Here is a 25,779-nt window from a genome sequence, read left to right on the forward strand (position 1 = left end):
GATTTCCTTACAGGGTTTTGATCACATTGACCGAGACGGTCTCGCAGACTTCGCCGAACGACATCACGTCCAGCTCGCGAAAACGTCCCTCGATCAGCTTCTTGATGTAGCGCCGCACATCCACCGAACACAGCAGCACCATGTCCTTGTGGGCGATGTGTACGTTGTCCAGGCCGACGCTGAGGCGGTCCATCAGGTCCTCGGATTCGGCAGGCTCCAGGTTGATGAAGCTGCCGCCCGAGGTTTGCCGGATACCGCGCCGCACCACCTCTTCGAACTCCGCCGACAACAGCAGCACGCGCAGGTCGTTGCCTTGGGCAAACTTGTTGCTGATGTAGCGGGCCATGGCGCCGCGCACGTGCTCGACCAGCGCCAGCGCGTCCTTTTCCCGGGAGGCCCAATGGGCCAGGGTTTCGAGAATCAGCTTCATGTTGCGCACCGAAATGCGCTCGCCGATCAGGCGCTGCAGCACCTCGGCGATCTTCTGCACGGTGACGTGGCGATAGACTTCCTTGAGCAGGTCCGGGCAGCGGCTTTCCATTTCATCCAGCAGCTGCTTGGTTTCCTGGACCCCGAAAAATTCCTGGATGTTGCGCGCCAGCAAGGTGACCAGGCAGCGATAGCACTCCTCGTCCGCCGGTCGCAGGTGATAACCCAGCTGCTGCACGCGCTCGCGGTCGGAGGCATTGACCCAGACCCCGCCCAGGCGATTGCTGTCGTTGCCGCGCACCAGCGCCAACCCCAGGGATTCCAGCTCCGGCGAATAGTCGAGCAGGCGCCAGTGATCGAAATGGATATCGAATTGCTCGGCGCGCACTTCGTTGATCAGCACCGCCACCTGATGCGCCGGCAACGCCTCGCTGGCGCGCAATTGCGGCTCGGGAATGCGCAGGCCGTAATCGACGAAGAACTGGCTGCGAAAGCGCGCCGCCCAGCGTGCCCTGTTCAGTTCCTCCAGACGCGCGGCGGGCACCAGCAGCATCAGCGCGATGGTCTCGGTGGCGATGTTGTCGATGTCTTCGAGCAGGCCTGAAGCGCCTGGTGTGTCGCCCTGGTTCGACGGCGGAACGTTGTCAGGGCCTTCACCTCTGGCGGCCTTGCGCTGGCGGAAGAACACCAGCAGCGCCAGAGCCACGGCAATCGGCAGGAAGGTCAGCAGCGGAAAACCGGGCAGCAGGCCAACGCCCACCGCCAGCAACGCCGTCACACCGAGCACGAACGGGTGACCGAGCATTTGCGCGAGCATGTTGCGCCCCAGGTTGGCGTCATCGCCGTTGACCCGGGTGACGATGAAACCGGCGCCGATGGCGATCAGCAGTGCCGGAATCTGCGCAACCAGGCCATCGCCGATGGTCAACAGGGTGTAGGTCGACAGTGCCGTGGACAGGTCCATGCCCATCTGCCCGATGCCGATGGCCATGCCGCCGATGAAGTTGACGAAAATAATGATGATGCCGGCGATCGCATCGCCCTTGATGAACTTCATGGCGCCGTCGAACGAGCCGTACAGCTGGCTTTCGCGCTCCAGCACGCTGCGTTTTTCCCTGGCTTCCTCGGCGGTGATGGCACCGGCCTTGAGGTCGCCGTCGATGCTCATCTGCTTGCCCGGCATGCCATCCAGGGAGAAGCGCGCCGCCACTTCCGCCACCCGCTCCGAGCCCTTGGTGATGACGATGAACTGCACGATGGTGACGATGGAAAAGATCACGAAACCCACCACCAGACTCTCGCCGATCACAAACTCGCCGAAAGACGCGATGATCTCCCCCGCATCGGCCTGGCTGAGGATCAACCGGCTGGTGCTGATCGACAGCGCCAGGCGAAACAGCGTGGTCAACAGCAGCAAGGCTGGAAAGGTGGAGAAGCTGAGGATGCGTTCGATGTAGAACGAGCCCATGAACACCAGCAGGGAAATGACGATGTTCAGGCCGATCAGAAAATCCACCAACGCCGTGGGCAGCGGAATGATCAGCGTGGCGATGATCATCACCATCAGCGTCAGGATCAGCAGCTCCGGGCGAGCGCCGACATTGCGCAAAAACACATTGAGCATGGCGGGTCAGTTCCGGGGGAAGGTCATGGGCAACCGCCGAGACGTCGGCGTTCGATGCATTCATGGGCGTAGGCGACATCCGCCAGCCGGGTGAATTGTTCTGCCAGACGCAGCGGCGCCTGTTCATCGGCGAACAGCGGCACGGGCAATTGCAGGCTGAGGCGGCGCAGGGTCTGCAACAGGGCCGATCGTTCGTGGTGGGTGCTGAGCAACACACACTCACCCAGGGCGCCGAGCAGCAGCTGGTCGAGGTCGTCGGGATAGGCCAATACGCCGAACAGGAACACCAGCCAATCCGCCTCATGGGGGTTGTGGCGGCAGATGAGCGTGTCGGCGAGCAGGCGACCGACGAACAGTTCGTCAGCCGAACGCAGGTGTTTGAGGTCGTTGACCTTGGCCAGCAGATCGCCGAATTCGGCGCGGGAACAACTGGGGTCCTGGGCGCTGATGTCAGTGAGCAGCGCGGCCTCGATGAAGGTCAGCACGTTCAGGCGCTGATCGGGTCCGTAGAGGGCGATCCAGTCCTGATAGCACTCGAGCGGGCCTTCGTCGGACTCGAGAAAATCGCGGTAGGTTTCGCGCAACAGCGCCGCGCGCACGGCCATGCTCGAGCCGAACATTCGGGCTTTGAGCGCGGTGTTGATCCCGGCGTTCAGGCGTTTGGGGGACGCCTGGACGACCACGGTCTGCAACAGGGCTTCGAGTCTTTGACGGGTGCGCGCTTCGAGTTTTTTCCGGCGCAGCAGCTCACGCAGCACCAGCGCCAGGTCGCTGTCATCGGGGAACAGGCTGCGGGCCATATCCAGCAGCCAGGCGACGGGCTTGTCCGCCAGTCGTGCGAGGCTGAGGACCTGCTTCGCCTTGGGCACGGTGTCGTCGTCCAGCACCCGCTCGAAGTTGTCGGTCAGGGTGTCGGATTTGAGTTCGAAGTTGCGTCGTCCGCGGAACTGCGCCAACGCAGCAGACATCTCGTCGCTGATTTGCACGAAGCGTTGCACTGCCGCGACGGTGCCGCTGTCGTCGAGATCGATATCGATATCCGCTTGAGGCTGCGGATGTTCCGCCGCCTTCTCGGTGTTGAGCCGTGCCTGGGCCGACCGGCCGCCTGTGGAAATCGACGGCAGGATCATGGTTGTGCCATTCGAAAATAGGATCGACGCACGCGCTCATGCTGCTCCGGGGTCAGCAGTCGCGAGCCGGACTCAAAACCGTCGACGGGCAACGCGTCGCGAATCTCCCGGGGTTGAATCAAAAACACCCGCACGGTGTTGGCTGATCGGCTTTGGCGATAGCTGAACAAGCGCCCAATCCAAGGGATCGAACCCAGTACCGGAATTCGCCCGACCTGTTCGGTGTTGTCGTCACGGGTGAATCCGCCCACCAGCAGACTCTTGCCCTGGGGTACCCGCGCCACGGTGCTGATGCGGGTGCGGCCGACCGTGGGCAAGGTACCCGGTTGCGTCGTTTGATCAGGCCGTTCAACTTCGTTGCCGTCCTCGATGTTCAGCGACATTTCCACTTCGTTGGCCTGGGCAAAACGCGGCAGTACGTTGACCAGGGTGCCGTAGGTCACGTGTTGCAGATCGACACTGCGCTCGCCAACCAGAGGCGCGTAGAAGGTGCGGTTGTTGTCGAAGATCGCCGGCACGTTTTCCTGGGTGAGAATCACCGGCCGGGACACCACGTTCGCCCGGTTGCTGCGCTCCAGCGCCATGACCTGGGTGACAAACGACGCGCCGTCCAGGGTGGTCGCGGAGCCGGCATTGAGCGAGGCGGAAAACTTGCCGCCGGCGTTCAGCGTCCCCTGCCAATTGATGCCCAGCTGATTGAGTTCGTCCTTGTGCAGATCGATGATCCACAGCGACAGCTCGACGTGGCGTTTGGGCGTATCCAGCGCGCTCACCAGGTTCTCGATGAAGCGCACCTGCTCCGGCAGTCCCTTGACCAGCAGGCTGTTGGTGTCGGGATAGGCGACCACCCGGATGTTGCCGGCGGCAACGTCACGGGCGATGACTCGTGGTGCGGCGGGGTCTTTTTCCGACGCTGCGTTTGCCAAGCCTTCCAGCGGGAATGCCGGCATCAAACCCTGTAGACGTTGCGGCTGCGGCTGTATTTGTGGCTGCGCCAAGGCCGGCTCGACCTCACGCTTCTCGCCGCGCAGCAATTGTTCGATCACCGTGGCCAGCCCGGGAATGGTCACCTTGTCGTCGCGCAGCTCGTATTTACGGTCGCTGACGAAAGTATTGCGCACCTGGATCACACCGATCTGCTGCTTGCCCAGCAGCAGTTCCGAGCGCTGGTTGTCCATCATCCCGGCCGCCTGCACCACCAGGTCGACGTACATCGGCGGGCCCGACACATGGAAGGTGCGCAGGCCGTCGTGGCGCAACGGATAACGAGGATCATACAGCCCGGAACGCTCGAGAAAGCCTTGCAGCCTGGCCACGGTCAGGGTCTGCAGGGAGATCATCGCGCTTTTGATTTCCGGGGCGTCGTACAGGTAAATCGCCTGGCCGTCGCTGTACCAGATCAGCCCCATCTGCAAGGCGATGCGCTCAAAGGTGCGTTGCGGTGTGCGCAGGTCGAAGGTGCCGGAAACCCGCTTGGCCGCAGCCGCCTTGCTGACGATCACCGGCTTGCCGAGGGCGCCGTACAGTTCGCCGAAAAATGTCCGCGCGCTTTGCTCCCGGGCCTCGAACTCATAGACAGCGGCCTGGGCCGAAATCGGCGCCATCAGCAGCGCGGCACTCAGCCAGAGGGGCAAGACAGACAGAGAAGACATGCGGCGATTCACTTGCCCGGCAGGTAGGTAATGTCGGCGAGGCTGCTGGGGGTGAAGCCCACCAGTTCGCGGATTTCCCTGGAGAAATGCGAGGAGGACGCGAAGCCGAACTCCAGCGCCACATCCGTCAGCGAGCCTTCGCGCAGGCTCATGTTCAACAGCGCCTGGGCCGTGCGCCAGCCACGCAGGGCCGGCTTGGCGGCGGTGCCCAGCGCTTGCCGGCACAACCGACGAAAATGCGACACCGAAACCCCGTAGCGCTGCGCCAGGGTGCCGAGTTTCTCGCTGTGGGTGCCCTGCTCCAGCAGGAAGCGCACCAGGCCGTAGCTTTCGCTGTGGCGCAGCACGCTGGCGAAGGCCTGATAAGCCTCGCCGCCGGCCATTGCCTGTTCGAGGTACCAGCGCTCGAGCGCCTGCTCCGTTTGCACCTTGGGGTAAGCGACCGGCAACAGCGCCCATGGGAGCGGGCCGGAACGTTGATCGAGCGGCGCGCTCGCCAGGTCGATGAACACCTGCAGCTTCACCAGCGGTGCCTGTGGGATCGGCTGGGCCTGAAGACCGTCGGGGGCTTCAAACCCATGGCTCAGGGCAATCAGGCCTTGCCAGCCAGGTGGCAGGCAGCAGCTTGACACACAGTCTGTCGGGGTCAGGCAAACGGCGGCCTGAACGACACACACATGCAGCACCCGCTCATTGAGACGGATGTCCGGGATACGTGTTGCGCGGGGCGATTCGAGGGGCACGCCAGCCTCCTTTGCGACCTGACGAGGAAGGCCGGCAGGATGCAGGAGGGGCTGCGTCGAATCCTGATGCCAAGCTGATGAAATCCGCGCTGGCATATGCCTTGCACCCATTCAGGCATCAGCACGCAGACCAACGACGGAAGGCGTGTCGGGACAATGGCGTCGTCAAAGGCATTGCGCGTGCCCGGACGACGTTTTTTTTGCAAGGTGAACACAGATGAACGAACCATCAGCCGGCCCTCTGGCCTGGGTCAATGGCAGCGATGCCCCGGAAAAGAGCACCATCGATCTCGGCTTCATGGCCCTGAGCGACTGCGCCTCGGTGGTGGTTGCCGCCACCCAGGGCTTTGCCCAGCCCTACGGCCTGACCCTGAACCTCAAGCGCCAGGCCTCCTGGGCCAATCTGCGGGACAAGCTCGTCAGCGGCGAACTGGATGCCGCCCACAGCCTGTACGGCCTGATCTACGCGGTGCACCTGGGCATCGGCGGCGTGGCCGCGACCGACATGGCGGTGCTCATGGGCCTGAACCAGAATGGCCAGAGCATCAACCTTTCCCGTGGCCTGCAGGGGCTGGGCGTGACCGGTCCTGAAGCACTGCACCGGCACGTGCACCAAACTCGCACAAAACTGACCTTCGCCCAGACCTTCCCCACCGGCACCCACGCGATGTGGCTGTATTACTGGCTCGCCAGCCAGGGCATTCATCCGTTGCTGGATGTCGACAGCGTGGTGGTGCCGCCGCCGCAAATGGTTGCGCACCTGCAGGCCGGGCGTATCGATGGGCTGTGCGTCGGTGAACCGTGGTCGGCGAGCGCGGTGCAGCAGGATCTGGGTTTCACCCTGGCGACCACCCAGGCCATCTGGCCCAATCACCCGGAAAAAGTCCTCGGCTGCACCCGCACCTTCGTCGAGCAGTATCCCAACACCGCCCGTGTGCTGGTGATGGCGATTCTCGAGGCCAGTCGCTTCATCGAGGACAGCAACGAAAATCGTCGCAGCACCGCGCAGCTGCTCAGCGCGCCGCAGTACCTGGATGCCCCCGTGGAATGCATCGAGCCGCGACTTTTGGGCGATTACGCCGACGGTCTGGGCAATCGCTGGCAGGACCCGCACGCCCTGCGCTTCCATGGCGATGGCGAGGTCAACCTGCCGTATCTGTCCGACGGCATGTGGTTCATGACCCAGTTCCGCCGCTGGGGGTTGTTGCGCGACGACCCGGATTACCTGGCCGTGGCCCGTCAGGTCCAGCAACTGAGCCTGTACCGTGAGGCCGCCAGCGCCGTGGGCATCGCCAGCCCGGGCCGGGAAATGCGCAGCAGCCAGTTGATCGACGGCAAGGTCTGGGACGGCTCCGATCCGGCGGGTTATGCCCGTAGTTTCAAATTGCATGCGATGAGCGACAGCGCCCATCGTTTCGCCAGCCGCTGACAGGAGACCACGAACATGTTGCGTATCCTGCTGATCAACGACACCGCAAAGAAGGTCGGGCGCCTGAAAGCGGCCCTGACGGAAGCCGGCTTCGAGGTCATCGATGAGTCCGGATTGACCATCGACCTGCCCGAACGCGTCGAAACGGTGCGTCCGGACGTGATCCTGATCGATACCGAGTCACCGGGGCGTGATGTGATGGAGCAAGTGGTGCTGGTCAGCCGCGACCAGCCGCGGCCGATCGTGATGTTCACCGACGAGCATGACCCCGATGTAATGCGCCAGGCGATCAAGTCCGGCGTCAGCGCCTACATCGTCGAAGGTATCCATGCCCAGCGCCTGCAGCCGATCCTCGACGTGGCCATGGCGCGCTTCGAAAGCGACCAGGCCCTGCGCGCCCAACTGCAGGCCCGCGACCAGCAACTGGCCGAGCGCAAGCGCATCGAGCTGGCCAAGGGGCTGCTGATGAAGATGAAGGACTGCAACGAGGAAGAGGCCTACACCCTGATGCGCCGCCAGGCGATGAGCCGGCAGCAGAAGCTGATACAGGTGGCGGAGCAGATCATTGCGATGAGTGAATTGCTCGGCTGACCCCGGTTATCAAGGCAAAACACGATCCATGTAGCAGCTGGTGTTGGCATAGATCTCGCTAAGCATTCTGCACAGGTAACCAACGGCGGTTGCCCCACCTACGACAAAGACGTCGCTCACCCCCTTCGCTCCGGGCGAATCGGGTAGCGGCGTTTTTTTGTTTTGGCCCCATAGCCCGGGGCCGGTGGTGCCGCCCGGCGGCGCCCCGACTGACTCCCGTTCGAGACTCTTTTCAGCTGAGGTGCGCGATGAATTCAAGCTTCTGGAAATCCGGCCATACCCCGACCCTGTTCTCGGCCTTCCTCTATTTCGACCTGAGCTTCATGGTCTGGTACCTGCTCGGCCCTCTGGCGGTGCAGATCGCCGCCGACCTGCACCTGACCACCCAGCAACGCGGACTGGTGGTGGCCACGCCGATTCTGGCAGGCGCGGTGTTGCGCTTCGTGATGGGCATGCTGGCCGATCGTCTGTCGCCGAAAACCGCCGGCCTGATCGGCCAGGTGATCGTCATCTGCGCGCTGTTCGGCGCCTGGAAACTCGGCATCCACAGCTACGAGCAGGCATTGCTGCTGGGGCTGTTCCTCGGCATGGCCGGCGCGTCCTTCGCCGTGGCCCTGCCGCTGGCGTCGCAATGGTATCCGCCGCAGCACCAGGGCAAGGCCATGGGCATCGCCGGGGCGGGCAACTCGGGCACCGTGCTGGCGGCGCTGATCGCGCCGGTATTGGCGGCCGCTTACGGCTGGAGCAACGTCTTCGGCTTCGCCCTGATCCCGCTGATCCTGACCCTGATCGTTTTCGCCTGGCTGGCCAAGAATGCCCCGGAGCGACCAAAAGCCAAATCGATGGCCGACTACTTCAAGGCCCTGGGCGACCGTGACAGCTGGTGGTTCATGTTCTTCTACAGCGTGACCTTCGGCGGCTTCATCGGTCTGGCCAGCGCCCTGCCCGGCTACTTCAACGACCAATACGGCCTGAGCCCGGTCACCGCCGGCTACTACACTGCCGCCTGCGTGTTCGGCGGCAGTCTGATGCGCCCTCTGGGTGGCGCCCTGGCGGATCGCTTCGGTGGCATCCGCACCTTGCTGGCGATGTACACCGTGGCGGCGATCTGCATCGCGGCCGTGGGTTTCAACCTGCCAAGCTCCTATGCGGCGCTGGCACTGTTTGTGTGCACCATGCTCGGTCTGGGTGCCGGCAACGGTGCGGTGTTCCAGCTGGTACCGCAGCGCTTCCGCCGGGAAATCGGGGTGATGACCGGCCTGATCGGCATGGCCGGAGGTATCGGCGGTTTTGCCCTGGCGGCGGGCATGGGCGCGATCAAGCAAAGCACCGGCAGCTACCAGATGGCGCTGTGGTTGTTCGCCAGCCTTGCGGTACTGGCCTGGTTCGGTCTGCACGGTGTGAAACGTCGCTGGAGAACCACCTGGGGTTCGGCGGCCGTGACCGCTGCCCGGGTCTGAGATCGCCATGAGCCTGCAACTGAGTTTTGCCGAAGCCAGCGCCACCGGGCCGCGCGAGGAAAATCAGGACGCCCTGCGCCTGGTCACGCCAGCCCCGGCACTGGCCGCGAGCAAGGGGTACCTGTTCGCCATCGCCGACGGCGTCAGCCAGTGCGCCGATGGTGGCCTGGCCGCCCGTTCGACCTTGCAGGCTCTGGCTTTGGACTATTACGCAACGCCGGAAACCTGGGGGGTCGCCCAGGCGCTGGATCGCCTGCTGCTGGCACAGAACCGCTGGTTGCAGGCCAATGGCGGCGGGCAGCCCCTGCTGACCACAGTGAGTGCGCTGGTCATGCGTGGCCGCCGTTTCACCCTCGCCCATGTCGGCGATTGCCGGGTCTATCGCTGGCACGCCGATCAGTTGCAGCGGGTCAGCGAGGACCATGTGTGGGATCAACCGGGCATGCAGCACGTACTCAAGCGCGCGCTGGGGCTCGATCAGCATCTGGTGCTGGATTTTCTCGACGGTGAACTGCGGGTCGACGAGAGCTTCGTGCTGCTCAGCGACGGGGTCTGGGCGGTGCTGGGCGATACCGCGATTGCGGCGATCCTGCGCGATCAACCCGATCTCGACAGCGCTGCGCAGACCTTGGTGAATGCGGCGCACCTGGCCGGCAGCCAGGACAACGCCAGCGCCATGCTGGTGCGGGTCGATGCCCTGGGGGAAACCAGCATCGGCGATGCGCTGATTCATTTGCAGCAATGGCCACTGCCGCCGGCGCTGAAACCCGGCCAGGACTTCGAAGGCTGGAAAGTCGAAAGCATTGTCGGCCAGAGCCAGCAATCGCTGCTGTATCGGGTGCGAGATGCCCAGCAACAACCCTGGCTGCTGAAAACCCTGCCCGGCGCTCTGCGCGATGATCATCTGGCCGGGCAAGCGCTGCTGTCGGAGGAATGGTTTCTCAAGCGGGTTGCGAGCCGGCATTTTCCTGAAGTCCATGCGGCCGGTCAGCGTCAGCATTTGTACTACGTGATGCGGGAATATTCCGGCGCCACTTTGGCGCAGCTGTTTGCGCAGAGCGGACCGTTGCCGCTGGCTCAGTGGCAGGAGTTGGCCGAACGCCTGCTCAAGGCGGTCGGTCTGCTGCATCGGCGGCAGATCCTGCATCGCGACATCAAGCCGGAGAACCTGCTGCTGGGGGACGACGGCGAATTGCGCCTGCTGGATTTCGGCCTGGCCTGGTGCCCGGGCCTGTCCGAAGACCAGCCCTCTACCCTGCCCGGCACCCCGAGCTATATCGCGCCGGAAGGGTTTCGCGGTGACAAGCCGGCGCCGCAGCAGGACCTGTATGCGGTGGGCGTGACTCTGTATTTCCTGCTTACCGGGCACTACCCCTATGGCGAAATCGAAGCCTTCCAGCGTCCGCGTTTCGGCGTGCCGGTGAATCCCAGCCGCTATCGCCCGGATCTGCCGGAATGGCTGACCCAGAGCCTTGAACGCGCGGTGGCGGCGGATCCGGCCCAACGCTTTGAAACGGCGGAGGAATGGTTGCTGCTGATGGAACAAGGGGAGCGCCGCAGTCTGAACGTACGCCCCCGGCCCCTGCTGGAACGCGAGCCGCTGAAGGTCTGGCGAGCGCTGGCGTTGGGGTCGTTGTTGATCAATCTGGCGCTGTTGTTTGCGCTGTTTCATGGCTGACGGCTGGCCATGACGAATTTTCCAAATGAGGACAACACGATGAACGCAAAAGTCTGGCTGGTCGGTGCAGGACCTGGTGATCCGGAACTGCTGACGCTCAAAGCCGTGCGAGCGATGAGAGAAGCGGATGTCGTGCTGATCGATGATCTGGTCAATGACGCGGTCCTTGAGCATTGTGGCAATGCGCGGATCATCCCCGTGGGCAAACGCGGCGGCTGCCGCTCGACGCCGCAGGAATTCATCCATCGCTTGATGCTGCGTTACGCGCGCCAGGGCAAATGCGTGGTGCGGCTCAAGGGCGGTGATCCGTGCATTTTCGGGCGTGGTGGCGAGGAAGCGGAGTGGTTGCGTGAGCGTGGGGTCGAAGTGGAGCTGGTCAATGGCATCACGGCCGGGCTCGCGGGCGCCACGCAATGCGATATTCCGCTGACACTGCGCGGGGTGGCGCGGGGCGTGACGCTGGTGACGGCCCATACCCAGGACGGCAGCAGCCTGAACTGGCGGGCGCTGGCGCAGGGTGGGACGACCCTGGTGATCTACATGGGCGTGGCCAAACTCGGGGAAATCCGTGAGCAGCTGCTGGCTGGCGGGATGACGGCGGATACGCCGGTGGCGATGATCGAAAACGCTTCGCTGCCCCATCAGCGGGAGTGCCGCAGCGATCTGACCGCCATGGAAAAAGATGCCCTGGCCTTCGAACTGAAAAGCCCGGCGATCCTGGTGATCGGCGAAGTCGCCGCAGAAAAGATCAAAAGATCGCAGCCTTCGGCAGCGCCTACATTGGAGTGCGTAGGCCTGTAGGAGCGAGCATGCTCGCTCCTACAGGGACGGCGCCTCACCAAATCGCAGGCAAAGAAAAGCCCGGCATAAGCCGGGCTTTTCTCAAAGCGGCGAGCTAATTACTTAGCTTGGGCTTCAACCTGCGCTTCTACGCGACGGTTTACAGCGCGGCCAGCTTCAGTGGCGTTGTCAGCAACTGGGCGGGATTCGCCGTAGCCAACGGACTGAACGCGGGACGATTCAACACCGTACTGGTTGGTCAGAACCTGCTTGACGGCGGCAGCGCGACGCTCGGACAGTTTCTGGTTGTAAGCGTCAGGACCGACGGAGTCAGTGTGACCTTCAACAGTAGTGGTGGTGGATGGGTACTGCTTCATGAAGTCAGCCAGGTTCTTGATGTCAGCGTAGCTGTTTGGCTTGACGACCGACTTGTCGAAGTCGAACTTCACGTCCAGCTCTACACGAACAACTTCAGCAACTGCTGGGCAGCCATCAGCGTCAACGGTTACGTTGGCTGGGGTGTCCGGGCACTTGTCGACGTTGTCGCAAACGCCGTCGTTGTCGCTGTCGGAGCAGACTTCTGGAGCTGGAACTGGAGCAGCGGCTGGCTTGGAGCCGCCACCGAAGTTCACACCGATACCGACGCTAGGAGCCCACTCGGTGTCGCCCTTGTCGATGTTGTACTGAGCTTCAACGCCGGCACGGGCGTAGAAGTTCTCGGTGAAGTACAGCTTGGCACCGCCGCCAACGTTGGCGAAGGTGGAGCGGTCACGACCGCCTTTGCCGTTCTGACCGATGCTCTGATCGGAGAAACCAGCCGATACGTATGGACGGACCATGTCGCCTGGGTTGTTGAAGTGGTACAGAGCGTCCAGAGCGGTGTTGGCGCCCTTGATGTTACGACCGTCGTCGGAACGCACGTTGTGCACTTCGTCGTAGCCCAGACGCAGTTCTACGTCGTCGGTCAGGAAGTAACCAACGGAACCGCCGAACAGGTTGCCGTTGTTCTTGAAGTTACGAGCGCTGTCGAACTGTTCTTTCTTTGCGAAGCCTTCGATTTCAACTGCGCCTTGGCCCTGTGCCAGAGCGCCGAACGAAGTGGCGGCAATAAGAGAACCAATGGCCAAGCCCAAGGTGTTTTTCAGTTTCATCCGTTAAATCCCCATCTGGTGATTGTGAAGCAGTCCCGCAAACCGGGGGACAACTCGGCGGCAATTCTATCAGAACTTGCCTACACGTAAGAGATATTTGCGCCGAACTAAGTTTCGGCAATGCCTGCAAATTTCTCACGCAATTTATCTAGAGCACGTTTGTACCGCATTTTTGTTGCGCTCAAGCCCATGTGCATGATGTCTGCGATCTCCTGAAACTCCAGCTCTGCGACAAATCGTAGCACCAGAATTTCGCGGTCAATCGGGTTCACATACACCAACCAGCGATCAAGTCCGCCCTTCTCCTCGGGTTTCGGCGCCTTTTCCTCGGACGCTTCTTCGAGGGGGTCAAGACTCAACGCGTCCATCAAGCGACGCTTTCGCCGTTCTTTCCGATACTGCGTGATGCATTCGTTGTACGTGATGCTATATAGCCATGTCTTGAACTTCGACTTGCCCTCGAAGTTCTTCAAGCCATACAACACCTTCAACATCACTTCCTGACAGACATCATCTGCGTCGCGATCGTTCCCGAGATATCGTGCACAGACGTTAAATAATGTTCGCTGGTAACGCCGCATCAGTTCTTCATAGGCGCGCGTTACGTGAAACAGCTCGGTATGCGAGCGCGCGACCAACTCCTCATCAGAGAGCTCGCGGGGGTCATAGCGCGTGGATAGCGGTTGGGCTTTATTCAAAACAAGTCGGGCCGACAGTCAGGTCAATGTCCGCCGCAGCCGGCATCAGCAGGCATTTTTGCGGCGGCATACATTAGCAGGATTTGCCGGGTTAGCGGCTACTCACATGCTGCTCGAGGAGGATCCGATTGGAAAGAGAGACTAGCTCACCCTCATCCGTCAGCAATGTGGTTTTAACCGTGCCGATCTCCTCGATCTGCCCTTCGACCTCTCCAACTCGCACTTGTTGCCCTACCTGGTACAACTCACGCACATAGATTCCCGCAAGAATCTGACCGGCAATTTCCCGGCTTCCCAACCCCATGGCCAGCGCAACCGCCAGACCAACGGTAATCAAAACGATCACGATAACGTGGTTGAGCAGGTCAGTCTTGACCTCCAACTGACTGATCGCGACCGAAATACTGATGATGATGACCAGCCCCTGGGCGATTCGGCCCAAACCGGAAGCGTAGTCCAGTCCCACGCCTTCCGCCGCGCCACGCACCAGGCCGTTGGCCAATTGCGCCAGCAAAACACCGACCAGCAGCACCAGCGCGGCGCCAAATACCTTCGGCAAATACAGCGCCAGCATGTCCAGCGTAGCCGAAACCCGCTCAAGGCCAAGGGATTCAGCGGCGGAAACCAGGAAAATAAGCAGAACGAACCAGTAGACGATCTTGCCGATCAGGGTCGAAATCGGCACCTGCAGACCGGCACGGGACATCAGTTTGGTCAGGCCGGTACCGCCCATCAGGCGATCGAGGCCCAGTTTGGCCAGCAATTTGGACAGCAGCGTGTCCAAAAGCTTGGCCACGACGAAACCCAGCAGCAGCACGACCAGTGCGCCAAACAGGTTTGGAATGAAGTTCGCAACCTTGGTCCATAGCGCAGTCATTGCAGTGACGAGGCTCTGTGTCCAGAGATCAAGTTCCATATTCAATCAGCCTTATCAGCAGTGCGAGCGTTAGGTTTACGGAGACGGGACACCGGCGCCACATGGGCCGAGCCATTATTGAGGGCGATCATCAAAGCGGGCAGCCAGCGGCCCAGCAGACTGAACAGATCGCCGGCGCCGACCTGGCGGTTGGCGGTTTTCAGTACGCGGCCAAGGCACGCATCCTCGTCGCGGGTGGACGGGTCGGCCTTGAGCATGTCACGCAAAGACTGTTCAAACGGATCGTGCATACGCACCTCTCGTGATGTCTGTGAAAGACGCGGTCAAATTTGGTCGGGTCACAAGGTTTACATTCAAACCCAGCGCAAACGTCGGAATATCCACCACTGTCCGAGCGCCACCGCGATCATCAGCAGGCAGGCGACAAGGAAGCCATATGGACTTCCGGATAAAGGAATGCCCCCAACGTTGATCCCCAAAAGACCGGTCAAAAAACTCATCGGCAAAAAAATCCCGGTGATGATCCCGAAGCGATACATGGTGCGGTTCATGCGCACGCTCAATCTTCGGTCTTCAGCCTCCAGGACCAGCCCCACGCGCTCGCGCGTTAACTCAAGCTCCTCTAAATAGCGGGTCAGGCTGTTGTTCAATTCGTTCCAATAGTCCCCGTCGTCCTCAACGAACCAGGGCAACTTGATCCGTGTCAGCTGACCGAAAATATCCCGCTGCGGAGCGAGAAACCGCTTCAACGCAGCAGCCCGGCGCCGGATCTGCAAAACCTCTCCATGTTCAGGTGTATACCGTTCGTCGGCATCCAGCTTTTCCTCTTCGCCATCGACCACTTCCGAGAGGCAGCTGACCAGATCCTGGACCTTGTTGGTCAGGTACTGCGCCATATAGAGGATGATTTCCGACGCGGTTTTCGGTCCCTTGCCGGCTTCCAGCTGCGCCAGCAGTTCTTCGGTGGCGCGCAACGGACGCAAACGCAGCGAAATCACGCGCTGGGCGGAACCGAAGATCCGTACCGAGACCATGTCTTCAGGCTCGGCCCCCGGATTGAGGTTCACACCGCGCAAAAATAGCAGCAGTTCGCTGTCGGAAAGCTGTAAGAGACGCGGGCGGGTGTTTTCTTCCAGCAACAGGTCGCAGCTGAATTCGCTCAGACCACTGGATTTGCGCAGCCAGGTCTGGGTTTGCGGATGACTGCGATCCCAGTGCAGCCACAGGCTTTCATGGGCCTGCAGCTGCAGATCGTCGAGTTCTGTCCGGGCTATCGAACGCGCACCGCCTTTGCCGTCCAGCACCAGGGCGTGGACCAATCCCCACTGCGCGTTTTCTTCCTCGAACATCCGCATTCCTTCTGTCAGTTCTTACTCAGGCATTTTCAGCGGGCTTGGCGAGATGATCACGCCGTTGTTGTCCGCATAAATGTAGTGGCCCGGGTGGAAAGTCACCCCGGCAAAGGTGACGGCAACGTTCAGGTCGCCGATGCCGCGCTTGTCGGTTTTCATCGGGTGGCTGGCCAGCGCCTGGACGCCCAGGTCGGTTTGCGCGATGACGTCGACGTCACGGATGCAACCGTAGATCACCAGCCCTTCCCAACCGTTTTTCGCGGCCTTCTCGGCGAGCATGTCGCCCAGCAGCGCGCGACGCAGGGAGCCGCCGCCATCGACCACCAGTACCTTGCCCTTGCCCTGGAGTTCGACCTGTTCCTTGACCAGCGAGTTGTCTTCGAAACATTTGATGGTCACGATTTCGCCGCCGAACGAATCACGGCCGCCGAAATTGCTGAACATCGGTTCCAGCACCTGCACCAGCTCCGGATAGGCGTCGCACAGGTCAGGCGTGAGGTAATGGATCATCGAGAAACTCCTGTAAAGAGGAAGAAAGCACGAACATCATTGATGATTCGATCATCGAAAATGACCAGAACAGCTCAAACCGTCATATCTTAGCCTCAAGCCGACCAGAGCGAAATGCCTCTGTTAGAGCCTCCAGCTTAGATTGCCGTGGCCACGTCCGCCTGCTCACCCAGCAATGGGGTGTGCTGATCCGCCAGCCAGCGGGCTGCCAGTGGCCAGACTTCGGCCTGTGCCGCCTTGCTGACCAGCATCTCTACATGCCCGAAATTCTCGGTAAAACCCTGCTCACGCCCCAGGTTGATGAACTGCTTGTGCTCAGAGCCCAACTGATCGAACAGCTTGCGGCACGCCCAGGCCGGATCCTGATGATCCCCCGCCGCACTCACCGCCAGTACCGGTAGCTGGACCTCGGCCAGGCCGGCCCACCAATCCTTGTCGGCATCGCCAAAGCGCCCGAACAGGCCGAACCAGCGCATGCTCTCAAGCGCCAGGCCGATGGGCTCGTCTTCCGGCCCACGCTTGAGCCGGGACCCGGACAGCTGGGCGAAACGCTTGAGAATGAAGCGCCCGCTCCACTCCACCGGCGGGATCTTCAACGGCCAGTAGGTGCGGCTGACCTGAGTGCCGAAAAACGCCACGGACGCCACCACCGGCTCGCCGATGTATTGACCACCCAAGGCTGCGGCCAGGGTGATGCCGCCCAGCGAATGGCCGATCCAGTGCGGGATCTGGCCGCTCTGCTCGCGAACGAAGGCGCCAATGGCCGGCAGATCGTAGCGCGCGTAGTCGGCGACGCGGTTCTTGCGGTAGTCCAGGTTGCGCTGGGACAGGCCGTGGCCGCGCATTTCCGGAATCCACACGTCGTATCCCAGCCGCGTCAGATGCGCGCCCAGGCCCAGGCCTTTGGGGGAAAACCAGAAGCGTCGGTTGGAAAAGCTGCCGTGCAGCAGGATCACCGGCACGCCGCGCACCGCTGGCTCATCGGCCATGCCCAGGCGCGTCACCGCGATTTCGACGCTGGCGTCAGGGCTGTTCGCGGGTTTCAAACGATAGACATCTTCGCTCAGATCACCGCGTCGTTCGGCGCTGATCAGGGCGACAGGAAATAGGTTGCTGCTGCTTTGCATAATCTCTTGCACAAAAAAGGGCGGCTTCCGGAGGAGCCCGCCCTACTTCAATCTCTAAAAACGGCAACTCCCGTAGGAGCACAGCTTGCTGGCGATGGCGATTCTGAAGACGCCATCGCGGGCAAGCCTTGCTCCTACAGGGAGCGAGCCGTTCACACTCGATCAAGCCGAAGCCTGACCCTCTGCCAGGAAGAACCAGGTCTCCAGTACGGAGTCAGGGTTCAGCGACACGCTTTCGATGCCTTGTTCCATCAGCCACTTGGCCAGGTCCGGGTGGTCCGAAGGGCCCTGACCGCAGATGCCGATGTACTTGCCGGCCTTGTTGCACGCGGCAATGGCGTTTGCCAAAAGCTTCTTGACCGCCGGATTACGCTCGTCGAACAGGTGCGCGATGATGCCCGAGTCGCGGTCCAGGCCCAGGGTCAGCTGGGTCAGGTCGTTGGAGCCGATGGAGAAGCCGTCGAAGTACTCGAGGAACTCTTCGGCCAGGATCGCGTTGGACGGCAGCTCGCACATCATGATGACGCGCAGGCCGTTGTCGCCGCGGGCCAGGCCGTTCTTGGCCAGCAGATCCACCACCTGGCTCGCTTCGCCCAAAGTACGGACGAACGGCACCATGATTTCAACGTTGGTCAGGCCCATCTCGTTGCGCACACGCTTGAGGGCGCGGCATTCGAGCTCGAAGCAGTCACGGAACGATTCACTGATGTAACGCGAAGCGCCGCGGAAGCCCAGCATCGGGTTTTCTTCTTCCGGCTCGTACAGCTTGCCGCCGATCAGGTTGGCGTATTCGTTGGACTTGAAGTCCGACAGACGCACGATGACCTTCTTCGGATAGAACGCCGCCGCCAGGGTGCTGATGCCTTCGACCAGTTTTTCGACGTAGAAGCCGACCGGATCGTTGTAACCGGCAATGCGCTTGTCGACGCTTTCCTTGATGTCCAGCGGCAGACCGTCGTAGTTCAGCAATGCCTTGGGGTGCACGCCGATCATGCGGTTGATGATGAACTCCAGGCGGGCCAGGCCCACACCGGCGTTCGGCAGCTGTGCGAAGTCAAAGGCACGGTCCGGGTTGCCGACGTTCATCATGATCTTGAACGGCAGGTCCGGCATGGCGTCCACGGAGTTCTTCTTGATGTCGAAGCCCAGTTCGCCCTCGAAGATGTAACCGGTGTCGCCTTCGGCGCAGGAAACGGTCACGCCCTGGCCTTCCTTCAGCAGTTCGGTGGCGTTGCCGCAACCGACCACGGCCGGAATGCCCAGCTCACGGGCGATGATCGCCGCGTGGCAGGTACGACCGCCACGGTTGGTGACGATGGCGCTGGCGCGCTTCATGACCGGTTCCCAGTCCGGGTCGGTCATGTCGGAAACCAGTACGTCGCCGACCTGGACCTTGTCCATCTCGGACACGTCCTTGATGATGCGGACCTTACCGGCGCCGATGCGCTGGCCAATGGCGCGACCTTCCACCAGCACGGTGCCGGTTTCCTTGAGCAGGTAACGTTCCATGACGTTGGCCTGGGTGCGGCTCTTCACGGTTTCCGGACGGGCCTGCACGATGTACAGCTTGCCGTCGTCACCGTCCTTGGCCCATTCGATGTCCATCGGGCACTGGTAGTGCTTCTCGATGATCATCGCCTGCTTGGCCAGCTCGCTGACTTCGGCGTCGGTCAGGCAGAAACGCGCGCGGTCGGCCTTGTCGACATCGACGGTCTTGACCGAACGACCGGCCTTGGCCTCGTCGCCGTAGATCATCTTGATGGCCTTGCTGCCCAGGTTGCGGCGCAGGATGGCCGGACGACCGGCGGTCAGGGTGTTCTTGTGGACGTAGAATTCGTCCGGGTTCACCGCACCTTGCACGACGGTTTCACCCAGGCCGTAGGCGCCGGTGATGAACACGACATCGCGAAAGCCCGATTCGGTATCGAGGGTGAACATCACGCCGGCGGTGCCGGTTTCGGAGCGGACCATGCGTTGTACGCCGGCCGACAGGGCAACCAACTTGTGGTCGAAGCCCTGATGCACGCGATAGGAAATCGCGCGATCGTTGAATAGGGAGGCGAACACCTCTTTGGCGGCGCGGATGACGTTATCCACACCACGGATGTTCAAAAAGGTTTCCTGCTGACCGGCGAAGGAGGCGTCCGGCAAGTCTTCCGCGGTAGCGGAAGAGCGCACGGCCACGGCCACGTCGGGATTGCCGGCGGACAGGGTGGCGAATGCGGCGCGGATTTCGGCGTTCAGTTTCTCGGGGAACTCGGCTTCCATGATCCATTGACGGATCTGGGCACCGGTTTTGGCCAGAGCATTCACATCATCGACGTCCAGTGCATCCAGGGCGTCGTGAATCTGCTGGTTCAGGCCGCTCAGTTCCAGGAAGTCGCGATAAGCCTGAGCGGTTGTGGCGAAGCCGCCGGGCACCGATACACCGGCACCTGCAAGGTTGCTGATCATCTCGCCCAGGGATGCGTTCTTGCCCCCCACATGCTCAACATCGTGTTTGCCGAGCTTATCGAGGGAAACTACGTACTCTACCAAGGTGATCTCTCCACTAACTGTGTTGGAAAAGCTCAGAAGCCGGCTGCCAAAGGGGGCGTTTGCCGGCTGTATGGCCTGGACCTGGAAAATAAGTGAGAATGCCGGCCATTGGCGGCCGGCAAATCGCGCCTATCATATCCAAGATTCGTCACTAGCTTAAGGCCCAAGGTGCAAATGAAACGATCTGCTTTCTTTATCTCCGATGGCACCGGCATCACTGCCGAAACCCTGGGTCAAAGCCTTCTGGCGCAGTTCGAAAACATTACCTTCAGCAAATTCACGCGGCCATACATCGACAGCGTGGATAAAGCGCGGGCCATGGTACAACAAATCAACAAAGCCGCCGAAGTCGACGGCTTTCGTCCGATTATCTTCGACACCATCGTCAATCAGGACATTCGTGAGATCCTCGCAACTTCCAATGGTTTCATGATCGACATTTTCTCGACCTTCCTGGCGCCTCTGGAACAGGAACTGACCGAGCATTCCTCCTATTCCGTCGGCAAATCCCACTCGATCGGCTCCAACTCCAATTACATGGAGCGGATCGAGGCGGTGAACTTCGCCCTCGACAACGACGACGGCGCCCGCACGCACTACTACGACAAGGCCGACCTGATCCTGGTGGGCGTGTCGCGCTGCGGCAAGACACCTACCTGTCTGTACATGGCCATGCAATTCGGCATCCGCGCGGCCAACTACCCGCTGACCGAAGACGACATGGAGCGCCTGACCCTGCCAAGCGCCCTGCGCGCCCACCAGCACAAGCTGTTCGGCCTGACCATCGACCCCGACCGCCTGACCGCGATCCGCAACGAGCGCAAGCCCAACAGCCGCTATTCGAGCTACGCCCAGTGCGAGTTCGAAGTGCGCGAGGTGGAGAACCTGTTCCGTCGCGAGAACATTCCGAACATCAACTCCACGCATTTTTCCGTTGAAGAAATCTCGGCGAAGATTCTTGTGGAGAAAGGGGTGGAGCGGCGGTTCAAGTAAGGGAGGCAGCTACAAGCGGCAAGCTGCAAGCTGCAAGCTGCAAGCAACAGCGCTGTTGCCTTTACTTGCAGCTTGAGGCTCAAAGCTTGCAGCTGCTCCCACTGTTTCGCGCTCAGCACACCGGGAATGCCCATCTCACCGCGCATGGCGATGTCCGCCAGACGCACGCCCCGGCTGGAAGCATCCCCCGCCGCCCAGGACTTGCGTGATCCGGCGTTCGGCGCATGGCGATAAGTACGCAGTGCCTGACCGTCGGCGAACGCATGGGACAACGCGGACAACAGCTGCTCGCGGTTGGCCCCCATCAATTTGGCGGTGACCGCGGTCGAGGCGACTTTCACCAGAATCACGTGATCGAGACCGACCCGATTGAAGGAGTTTTCCAGGGCAATCACGCCCTGAATCTCGTGGGCCATGATCATCGCGTCGAGCACTGTACGCAGGGTCAGCGGCGCATCGCCACCGGCCAGGCGCTTTTGTGATAAATGGTCAGCCACCGCGAGGATGCCGCCGAGGTTATCCGACGGATGGCCCCACTCCGCGGCCAGCCAGGTGTCGTTGTAATCGAGCCAGCGCACGGTGCAACCGATGTCCCACGCCGCCTTGACCGGGTCCAGCCGATAGGAGGTCCCCGGCACCCGCGCACCGAACGGCACGACCGAGCCTTCGACAACCGGCCCCAGATGCTTGGTGCACTCGGGAAAACGCAGCGCCAGCAAGCCACAGCCCAGGGTGTCCATCAGGCAGTTGCGGGCGGTGTTCAGGGCTTCTTCGGATTCGATGCGGAAATCGAGGACGTAGTCGGCAATGTCCTGCAGGACCTGGTCGTAGTCCGGGCGATTGTTCAGGTCAACGTTGGCGCTCATGTTCGATTCACTCGTGAGGTGGTTCGTTGATGGGACCTCGGTTCGGGCGATCACGGCGGATGACAACATTCTTGTTCTGAAACGCAATCCCCGTGCAGGAGCTGCCGAAGGCTGCGATCTTTTGATTTTGTTTTTTGAAGATCAAGATCAAAGGATCGCAGCCTTCGGCAGCGCCTACACAGGGTTTTGTTGCGAGCTTAGAAGGAATCGCCCGGCACGCGAACGTAGCCTTCCATCAACACCCGCGCACTGCGGCTCATGATGGCCTTGTTCACGGTCCACTCGCCGTTGACCAGGCTGGCCTCGGCGCCCACGCGCAAGGTCCCGGACGGATGCCCGAAACGCACCGCATTACGCTCGATGCCACCGGCCGCGAGGTTCACCAGGGTGCCGGTAATCGCCGCCGCCGTGCCGATTGCCACTGCCGCGGTGCCCATCATCGCGTGGTGCAGCTTGCCCATGGACAGCGCACGCACCAGCAGGTCGACATCACCGGCCGCAATCGCCTTGCCGCTGGAGGAAACATAGTCGGCAGGCTTGGCGACGAACGCCACTTTCGGCGTGTGCTGACGCTTGGCCGCTTCGTCGACGTTCGCGATCAGGCCCATGCGCACGGCGCCGTAGGCGCGGATGGTCTCGAACATCAGCAGCGCTTTCGGGTCGCCATTGATCGCGCCTTGCAACTCGGTGCCCTTGTAACCGATGTCTTCGGCATTGACGAAGATGGTCGGGATGCCGGCGTTGATCATGGTCGCCTTGAAGGTGCCGACGCCCGGGACTTCCAGGTCGTCGACCAGGTTGCCGGTGGGGAACATCGAACCGCCCGCGCCCTCTTCTTCCGCCGCCGGATCGAGGAACTCGACCTGAACTTCAGCCGCCGGGAAGGTCACGCCGTCGAGTTCGAAATCGCCGGTTTCCTGCACTTCACCGTTGGTGATCGGTACGTGAGCGATGATGGTCTTGCCGATGTTGGCCTGCCACACGCGCACCACGGCCACGCCGTTGTGCGGGATGCGGCTGGCATCCACCAGACCGTTGCTGATGGCGAACGAACCGACCGCTGCGGTCAGGTTGCCGCAGTTGCCGCTCCAGTCCACGAAGGGCTTGTCGATGGAGACCTGACCGAACAGGTAGTCGACGTCGTGATCGGCCTTGATGCTTTTCGACAGAATCACGGTCTTGCTGGTGCTGGACGTCGCGCCGCCCATGCCGTCGATCTGCTTGTCGTACGGATCGGGGCTGCCGATCACGCGCAGCAGCAGGGCATCGCGGGCCGGCCCCGGAACCTGGGCCACTTCCGGCAGATCCTGCAGGCTGAAGAACACGCCCTTGCTGGTGCCGCCGCGCATGTAGGTGGCGGGAATCTTGATTTGAGCTGGATGAGCCATGGTGCTCGTTACTCCTTAAAACAGACACGGGACTCGAAAGCCCCGTGTCTGTACTGCCTGTGTTTAGACGGCTACCGCCGATTCTTCGAGGAAGTCCTGGGCGAAGCGCTGCAACACGCCGCCGGCCTCGTAGATCGACACTTCTTCGGCGGTGTCGAGACGGCAGGTCACCGGCACCTCGACGTGTTCGCCGTTCTTGCGATGGATCACCAGGGTCAAATCGGCGCGCGGCGTGCGCTCGCCAATCACGTCATAGACTTCGGTGCCGTCGATGGCCAGGGTATGGCGGTCGGTGCCCGGCTTGAACTCCAGCGGCAGCACGCCCATGCCCACCAGGTTGGTGCGGTGGATGCGCTCGAAGCCTTCGGCGACGATCGCCTCGACACCCGCCAGACGCACGCCCTTGGCGGCCCAGTCGCGGGACGAGCCCTGACCGTAGTCGGCACCGGCGATGATGATCAGCGACTGCTTGCGATCCATGTAGGTCTCGATGGCTTCCCACATGCGCATCACTTTGCCTTCCGGCTCGACGCGGGCCAGGGAGCCCTGCTTGACCTTGCCGTTTTCCTGAACCATTTCATTGAACAGTTTCGGGTTGGCGAAGGTGGCGCGCTGCGCGGTCAGGTGGTCGCCACGGTGCGTCGCGTAAGAGTTGAAGTCCTCTTCCGGCAGGCCCATTTTCGCCAGGTATTCGCCGGCGGCGCTGTCCATCATGATCGCGTTGGACGGCGACAGGTGGTCGGTGGTGATGTTGTCCGGCAGTACCGCCAGTGGGCGCATGCCCTTGAGCGGACGGGCGCCGGCCAGTGCACCTTCCCAGTACGGCGGACGGCGGATGTAGGTGCTCATCTCGCGCCAGTCGTACAGCGGTGCGACTTTCGGGCCGTTGTCTTCGTGGATGGCGAACATCGGGATGTAGACCTGACGGAACTGCTCAGGCTTCACGGAAGCCTTCACGACGGCGTCGACTTCTTCATCGCTCGGCCAGATGTCCTTCAGGCGGATTTCCTTGCCATCGACCACGCCCAACACGTCTTTTTCGATGTCGAAACGGATGGTCCCGGCGATGGCGTAGGCGACCACCAGCGGTGGCGAGGCGAGGAACGCCTGCTTGGCGTACGGGTGAATCCGCCCGTCGAAGTTGCGGTTGCCGGACAGTACGGCGGTGGCGTACAGGTCGCGGTCGATGATTTCCTGCTGGATGACAGGGTCCAGTGCACCGGACATGCCGTTGCAGGTGGTGCAGGCGAAGGCCACGACACCGAAACCGAGCTGTTCGAGTTCATCGGTCAGGCCGGCTTCGTCCAGGTACAGGGCCACGGTTTTCGAGCCCGGGGCCAGGGACGACTTGACCCAAGGCTTGCGGGTCAGGCCCAGCTTGTTGGCGTTGCGCGCCAGCAGGCCGGCGGCGATCACGTTGCGCGGGTTGCTGGTGTTGGTGCAACTGGTGATGGCGGCGATGATCACCGCGCCGTCCGGCATCTGGCCCGGGACGTCTTCCCACTGGCCGGAAATGCCCTTGGCCGCTAGATCCGACACCGCGACACGGGCGTGCGGGTTGCTCGGGCCTGCCATATTGCGCACGACCGAGGACAGATCGAACGTCAGGCCGCGCTCGTATTGCGCGCCCTTGAGGCTGTCCGCCCACAGGCCGATCTGCTTGGCGTATTGCTCGACCAGTTGCACCTGCTCGTCATCACGACCGGTGAGCTTGAGGTAGTCGATGGTCTGCTGATCGATGTAGAACATCGCGGCGGTGGCGCCGTACTCGGGAGCCATGTTGGAGATGGTCGCACGGTCGCCCAGGGTCAGCGCCGAGGCGCCTTCGCCGAAGAACTCCAGCCATGCACCGACCACCTTCTGCTTGCGCAGGAACTCGGTGAGCGCCAGCACCATGTCGGTGGCGGTGATGCCCGGTTGCAGCTTTCCGGTCAGTTCGACGCCGACGCTTTCCGGCAGGCGCATCCAGGAGGCGCGGCCGAGCATCACGCTTTCCGCTTCCAGGCCACCAACACCGATGGCGATCACGCCCAGCGCATCGACGTGCGGGGTGTGGCTGTCGGTGCCGACGCAGGTGTCGGGGAACGCTACACCGTCACGGACCTGGATCACCGGAGACATTTTCTCCAGGTTGATCTGGTGCATGATGCCGTTGCCGGGCGGGATCACGTCGACGTTCTTGAACGCCTTCTTGGTCCAGTTGATGAAGTGGAAACGGTCTTCGTTGCGACGGTCTTCGATGGCGCGGTTCTTCTCGAACGCCTCCGGATCGAAACCACCGCGCTCGACGGCCAGGGAGTGGTCGACGATCAGTTGGGTCGGCACCACCGGGTTCACTTGCGCCGGGTCACCGCCCTGCTGGGCGATGGCGTCACGCAGGCCGGCGAGGTCCACCAGGGCGGTCTGGCCGAGAATGTCGTGGCACACCACGCGGGCCGGGAACCATGGGAAGTCGAGGTCGCGCTTGCGCTCGATGAACTGCTTCAACGATTCGGTGAGCGTGGCCGGGTCGCAGCGACGCACAAGGTTTTCCGCCAGCACGCGGGAGGTGTACGGCAGGGTGTCGTAGGCGCCAGGCTGGATAGCCTCGACCGCCGCGCGGACATCGAAGTAATCCAGATGGCTGCCGGGCAGCGTTTTACGGAATTCTGTGTTCATCAGTCGGGACTCGGTCACGGTTATTACAAAGGGTGGGGCCTGGTGCCGGAGTTGAAGTTCACACCATCCACTGTGGGAGCGGGCTTGCCCGCGATGACTGAGTCA

General features: G+C 61.9%; 20 protein-coding genes and 1 pseudogene. 6 read left to right on the forward strand and 15 right to left on the reverse strand.

The genetic code is table 11. The features are described from left to right. Positions 1–7: 7 nt before the first annotated feature. From HNO86_RS19810 to HNO86_RS19825, 4 genes are read right to left on the reverse strand one after another with little or no spacing between them, the layout of a single operon-like run. Entirely contained in the window at positions 8–2,053 is a 2,046-nt protein-coding gene (locus HNO86_RS19810) for an EscV/YscV/HrcV family type III secretion system export apparatus protein (protein WP_175378622.1), read from the reverse strand. 23 nt (positions 2,054–2,076) lie between these two features. Further along, a complete protein-coding gene (gene sctW / locus HNO86_RS19815) occupies positions 2,077–3,183 on the reverse strand; it encodes a type III secretion system gatekeeper subunit SctW (protein WP_175378623.1) in 1,107 nt (368 codons plus the stop codon). After that, positions 3,180–4,835: a type III secretion system outer membrane ring subunit SctC gene (gene sctC, locus HNO86_RS19820; RefSeq protein ID WP_178131282.1), complete on the reverse strand. Its 1,656-nt coding sequence runs from the start codon at positions 4,833–4,835 to the stop codon at positions 3,180–3,182. The genes sctW and sctC overlap by 4 nt, the downstream gene beginning before the upstream one ends. 8 nt (positions 4,836–4,843) lie before the next feature. Beyond that, on the reverse strand, positions 4,844–5,578 hold the full coding sequence (locus tag HNO86_RS19825) for a helix-turn-helix domain-containing protein (RefSeq protein ID WP_372242546.1): 735 nt from the start codon (positions 5,576–5,578) through the stop codon (positions 4,844–4,846). 217 nt (positions 5,579–5,795) lie between these two features. Between HNO86_RS19825 and HNO86_RS19830 the strand changes: the two genes are divergently transcribed. From HNO86_RS19830 to cobA, 5 genes are all read left to right on the forward strand, one after another. After that, a complete protein-coding gene (locus HNO86_RS19830) occupies positions 5,796–7,007 on the forward strand; it encodes a CmpA/NrtA family ABC transporter substrate-binding protein (protein ID WP_175378626.1) in 1,212 nt (403 codons plus the stop codon). Positions 7,008–7,022: 15 nt separating this feature from the next. After that, complete coding sequence (locus tag HNO86_RS19835) at positions 7,023–7,598, forward strand: ANTAR domain-containing response regulator (protein WP_175378627.1); 576 nt, start codon at positions 7,023–7,025, stop codon at positions 7,596–7,598. Positions 7,599–7,846: 248 nt separating this feature from the next. Continuing rightward, positions 7,847–9,058, forward strand: coding sequence for a NarK/NasA family nitrate transporter (locus tag HNO86_RS19840; protein WP_175378628.1), 1,212 nt, complete (start codon positions 7,847–7,849; stop codon positions 9,056–9,058). Positions 9,059–9,065: 7 nt separating this feature from the next. Then, positions 9,066–10,736: a bifunctional protein-serine/threonine kinase/phosphatase gene (locus HNO86_RS19845; RefSeq protein ID WP_175378629.1), complete on the forward strand. Its 1,671-nt coding sequence runs from the start codon at positions 9,066–9,068 to the stop codon at positions 10,734–10,736. A gap of 39 nt (positions 10,737–10,775) precedes the next feature. Continuing rightward, entirely contained in the window at positions 10,776–11,537 is a 762-nt protein-coding gene (gene cobA / locus HNO86_RS19850) for a uroporphyrinogen-III C-methyltransferase (protein ID WP_175378630.1), read from the forward strand. Between the two features lie 98 nt (positions 11,538–11,635). Here the strand turns inward: cobA and HNO86_RS19855 are convergent, their stop codons facing one another. From HNO86_RS19855 to ppsA, 8 genes are all read right to left on the reverse strand, one after another. Then, a complete protein-coding gene (locus tag HNO86_RS19855) occupies positions 11,636–12,667 on the reverse strand; it encodes an OmpA family protein (RefSeq protein WP_175378631.1) in 1,032 nt (343 codons plus the stop codon). Positions 12,668–12,774: 107 nt separating this feature from the next. Beyond that, the gene (sigX, locus tag HNO86_RS19860; protein WP_016773832.1) at positions 12,775–13,365 is read right to left on the reverse strand and encodes an RNA polymerase sigma factor SigX; all 591 of its coding nucleotides are present in this window, start codon (positions 13,363–13,365) and stop codon (positions 12,775–12,777) included. 91 nt (positions 13,366–13,456) lie between these two features. Then, positions 13,457–14,281 (reverse strand): mechanosensitive ion channel domain-containing protein, encoded by an 825-nt coding sequence (locus tag HNO86_RS19865; RefSeq protein WP_007916401.1) that lies wholly within the window; start codon positions 14,279–14,281, stop codon positions 13,457–13,459. Between the two features lie 2 nt (positions 14,282–14,283). Continuing rightward, on the reverse strand, positions 14,284–14,532 hold the full coding sequence (locus HNO86_RS19870) for a CrfX protein (protein WP_175378632.1): 249 nt from the start codon (positions 14,530–14,532) through the stop codon (positions 14,284–14,286). A 63-nt stretch (positions 14,533–14,595) separates the two neighbouring features. Beyond that, the gene (locus HNO86_RS19875) at positions 14,596–15,591 is read right to left on the reverse strand and encodes a zinc transporter ZntB (RefSeq protein ID WP_175378633.1); all 996 of its coding nucleotides are present in this window, start codon (positions 15,589–15,591) and stop codon (positions 14,596–14,598) included. 21 nt (positions 15,592–15,612) lie between these two features. Beyond that, the gene (gene rraA, locus HNO86_RS19880; RefSeq protein ID WP_175378685.1) at positions 15,613–16,101 is read right to left on the reverse strand and encodes a ribonuclease E activity regulator RraA; all 489 of its coding nucleotides are present in this window, start codon (positions 16,099–16,101) and stop codon (positions 15,613–15,615) included. 140 nt (positions 16,102–16,241) lie between these two features. After that, positions 16,242–17,231: an alpha/beta fold hydrolase gene (locus tag HNO86_RS19885; RefSeq protein WP_175378634.1), complete on the reverse strand. Its 990-nt coding sequence runs from the start codon at positions 17,229–17,231 to the stop codon at positions 16,242–16,244. Between the two features lie 162 nt (positions 17,232–17,393). Beyond that, positions 17,394–19,769 (reverse strand): phosphoenolpyruvate synthase, encoded by a 2,376-nt coding sequence (gene ppsA / locus HNO86_RS19890; protein WP_175378635.1) that lies wholly within the window; start codon positions 19,767–19,769, stop codon positions 17,394–17,396. A 174-nt stretch (positions 19,770–19,943) separates the two neighbouring features. Here ppsA and HNO86_RS19895 point away from each other — a divergent pair, with 174 nt between their 5' ends. Then, entirely contained in the window at positions 19,944–20,762 is an 819-nt protein-coding gene (locus tag HNO86_RS19895; RefSeq protein ID WP_175378636.1) for a pyruvate, water dikinase regulatory protein, read from the forward strand. An 83-nt stretch (positions 20,763–20,845) separates the two neighbouring features. Here HNO86_RS19895 and prpD read toward each other — a convergent pair. The 3 genes and pseudogenes from prpD to acnD form a co-directional block, all read right to left on the reverse strand. After that, positions 20,846–21,628 (reverse strand): annotated as a pseudogene (gene prpD / locus HNO86_RS19900) (2-methylcitrate dehydratase); the annotation flags it as partial. A gap of 197 nt (positions 21,629–21,825) precedes the next feature. After that, the gene (gene prpF / locus HNO86_RS19905) at positions 21,826–23,016 is read right to left on the reverse strand and encodes a 2-methylaconitate cis-trans isomerase PrpF (protein ID WP_175378637.1); all 1,191 of its coding nucleotides are present in this window, start codon (positions 23,014–23,016) and stop codon (positions 21,826–21,828) included. A gap of 63 nt (positions 23,017–23,079) precedes the next feature. Next, positions 23,080–25,674 (reverse strand): Fe/S-dependent 2-methylisocitrate dehydratase AcnD, encoded by a 2,595-nt coding sequence (gene acnD / locus HNO86_RS19910; RefSeq protein ID WP_175378638.1) that lies wholly within the window; start codon positions 25,672–25,674, stop codon positions 23,080–23,082. Positions 25,675–25,779: the final 105 nt, after the last annotated feature.

It is taken from the genome of Pseudomonas sp. C1C7 (genome assembly GCF_013359595.1).
Classification (GTDB): domain Bacteria; phylum Pseudomonadota; class Gammaproteobacteria; order Pseudomonadales; family Pseudomonadaceae; genus Aquipseudomonas.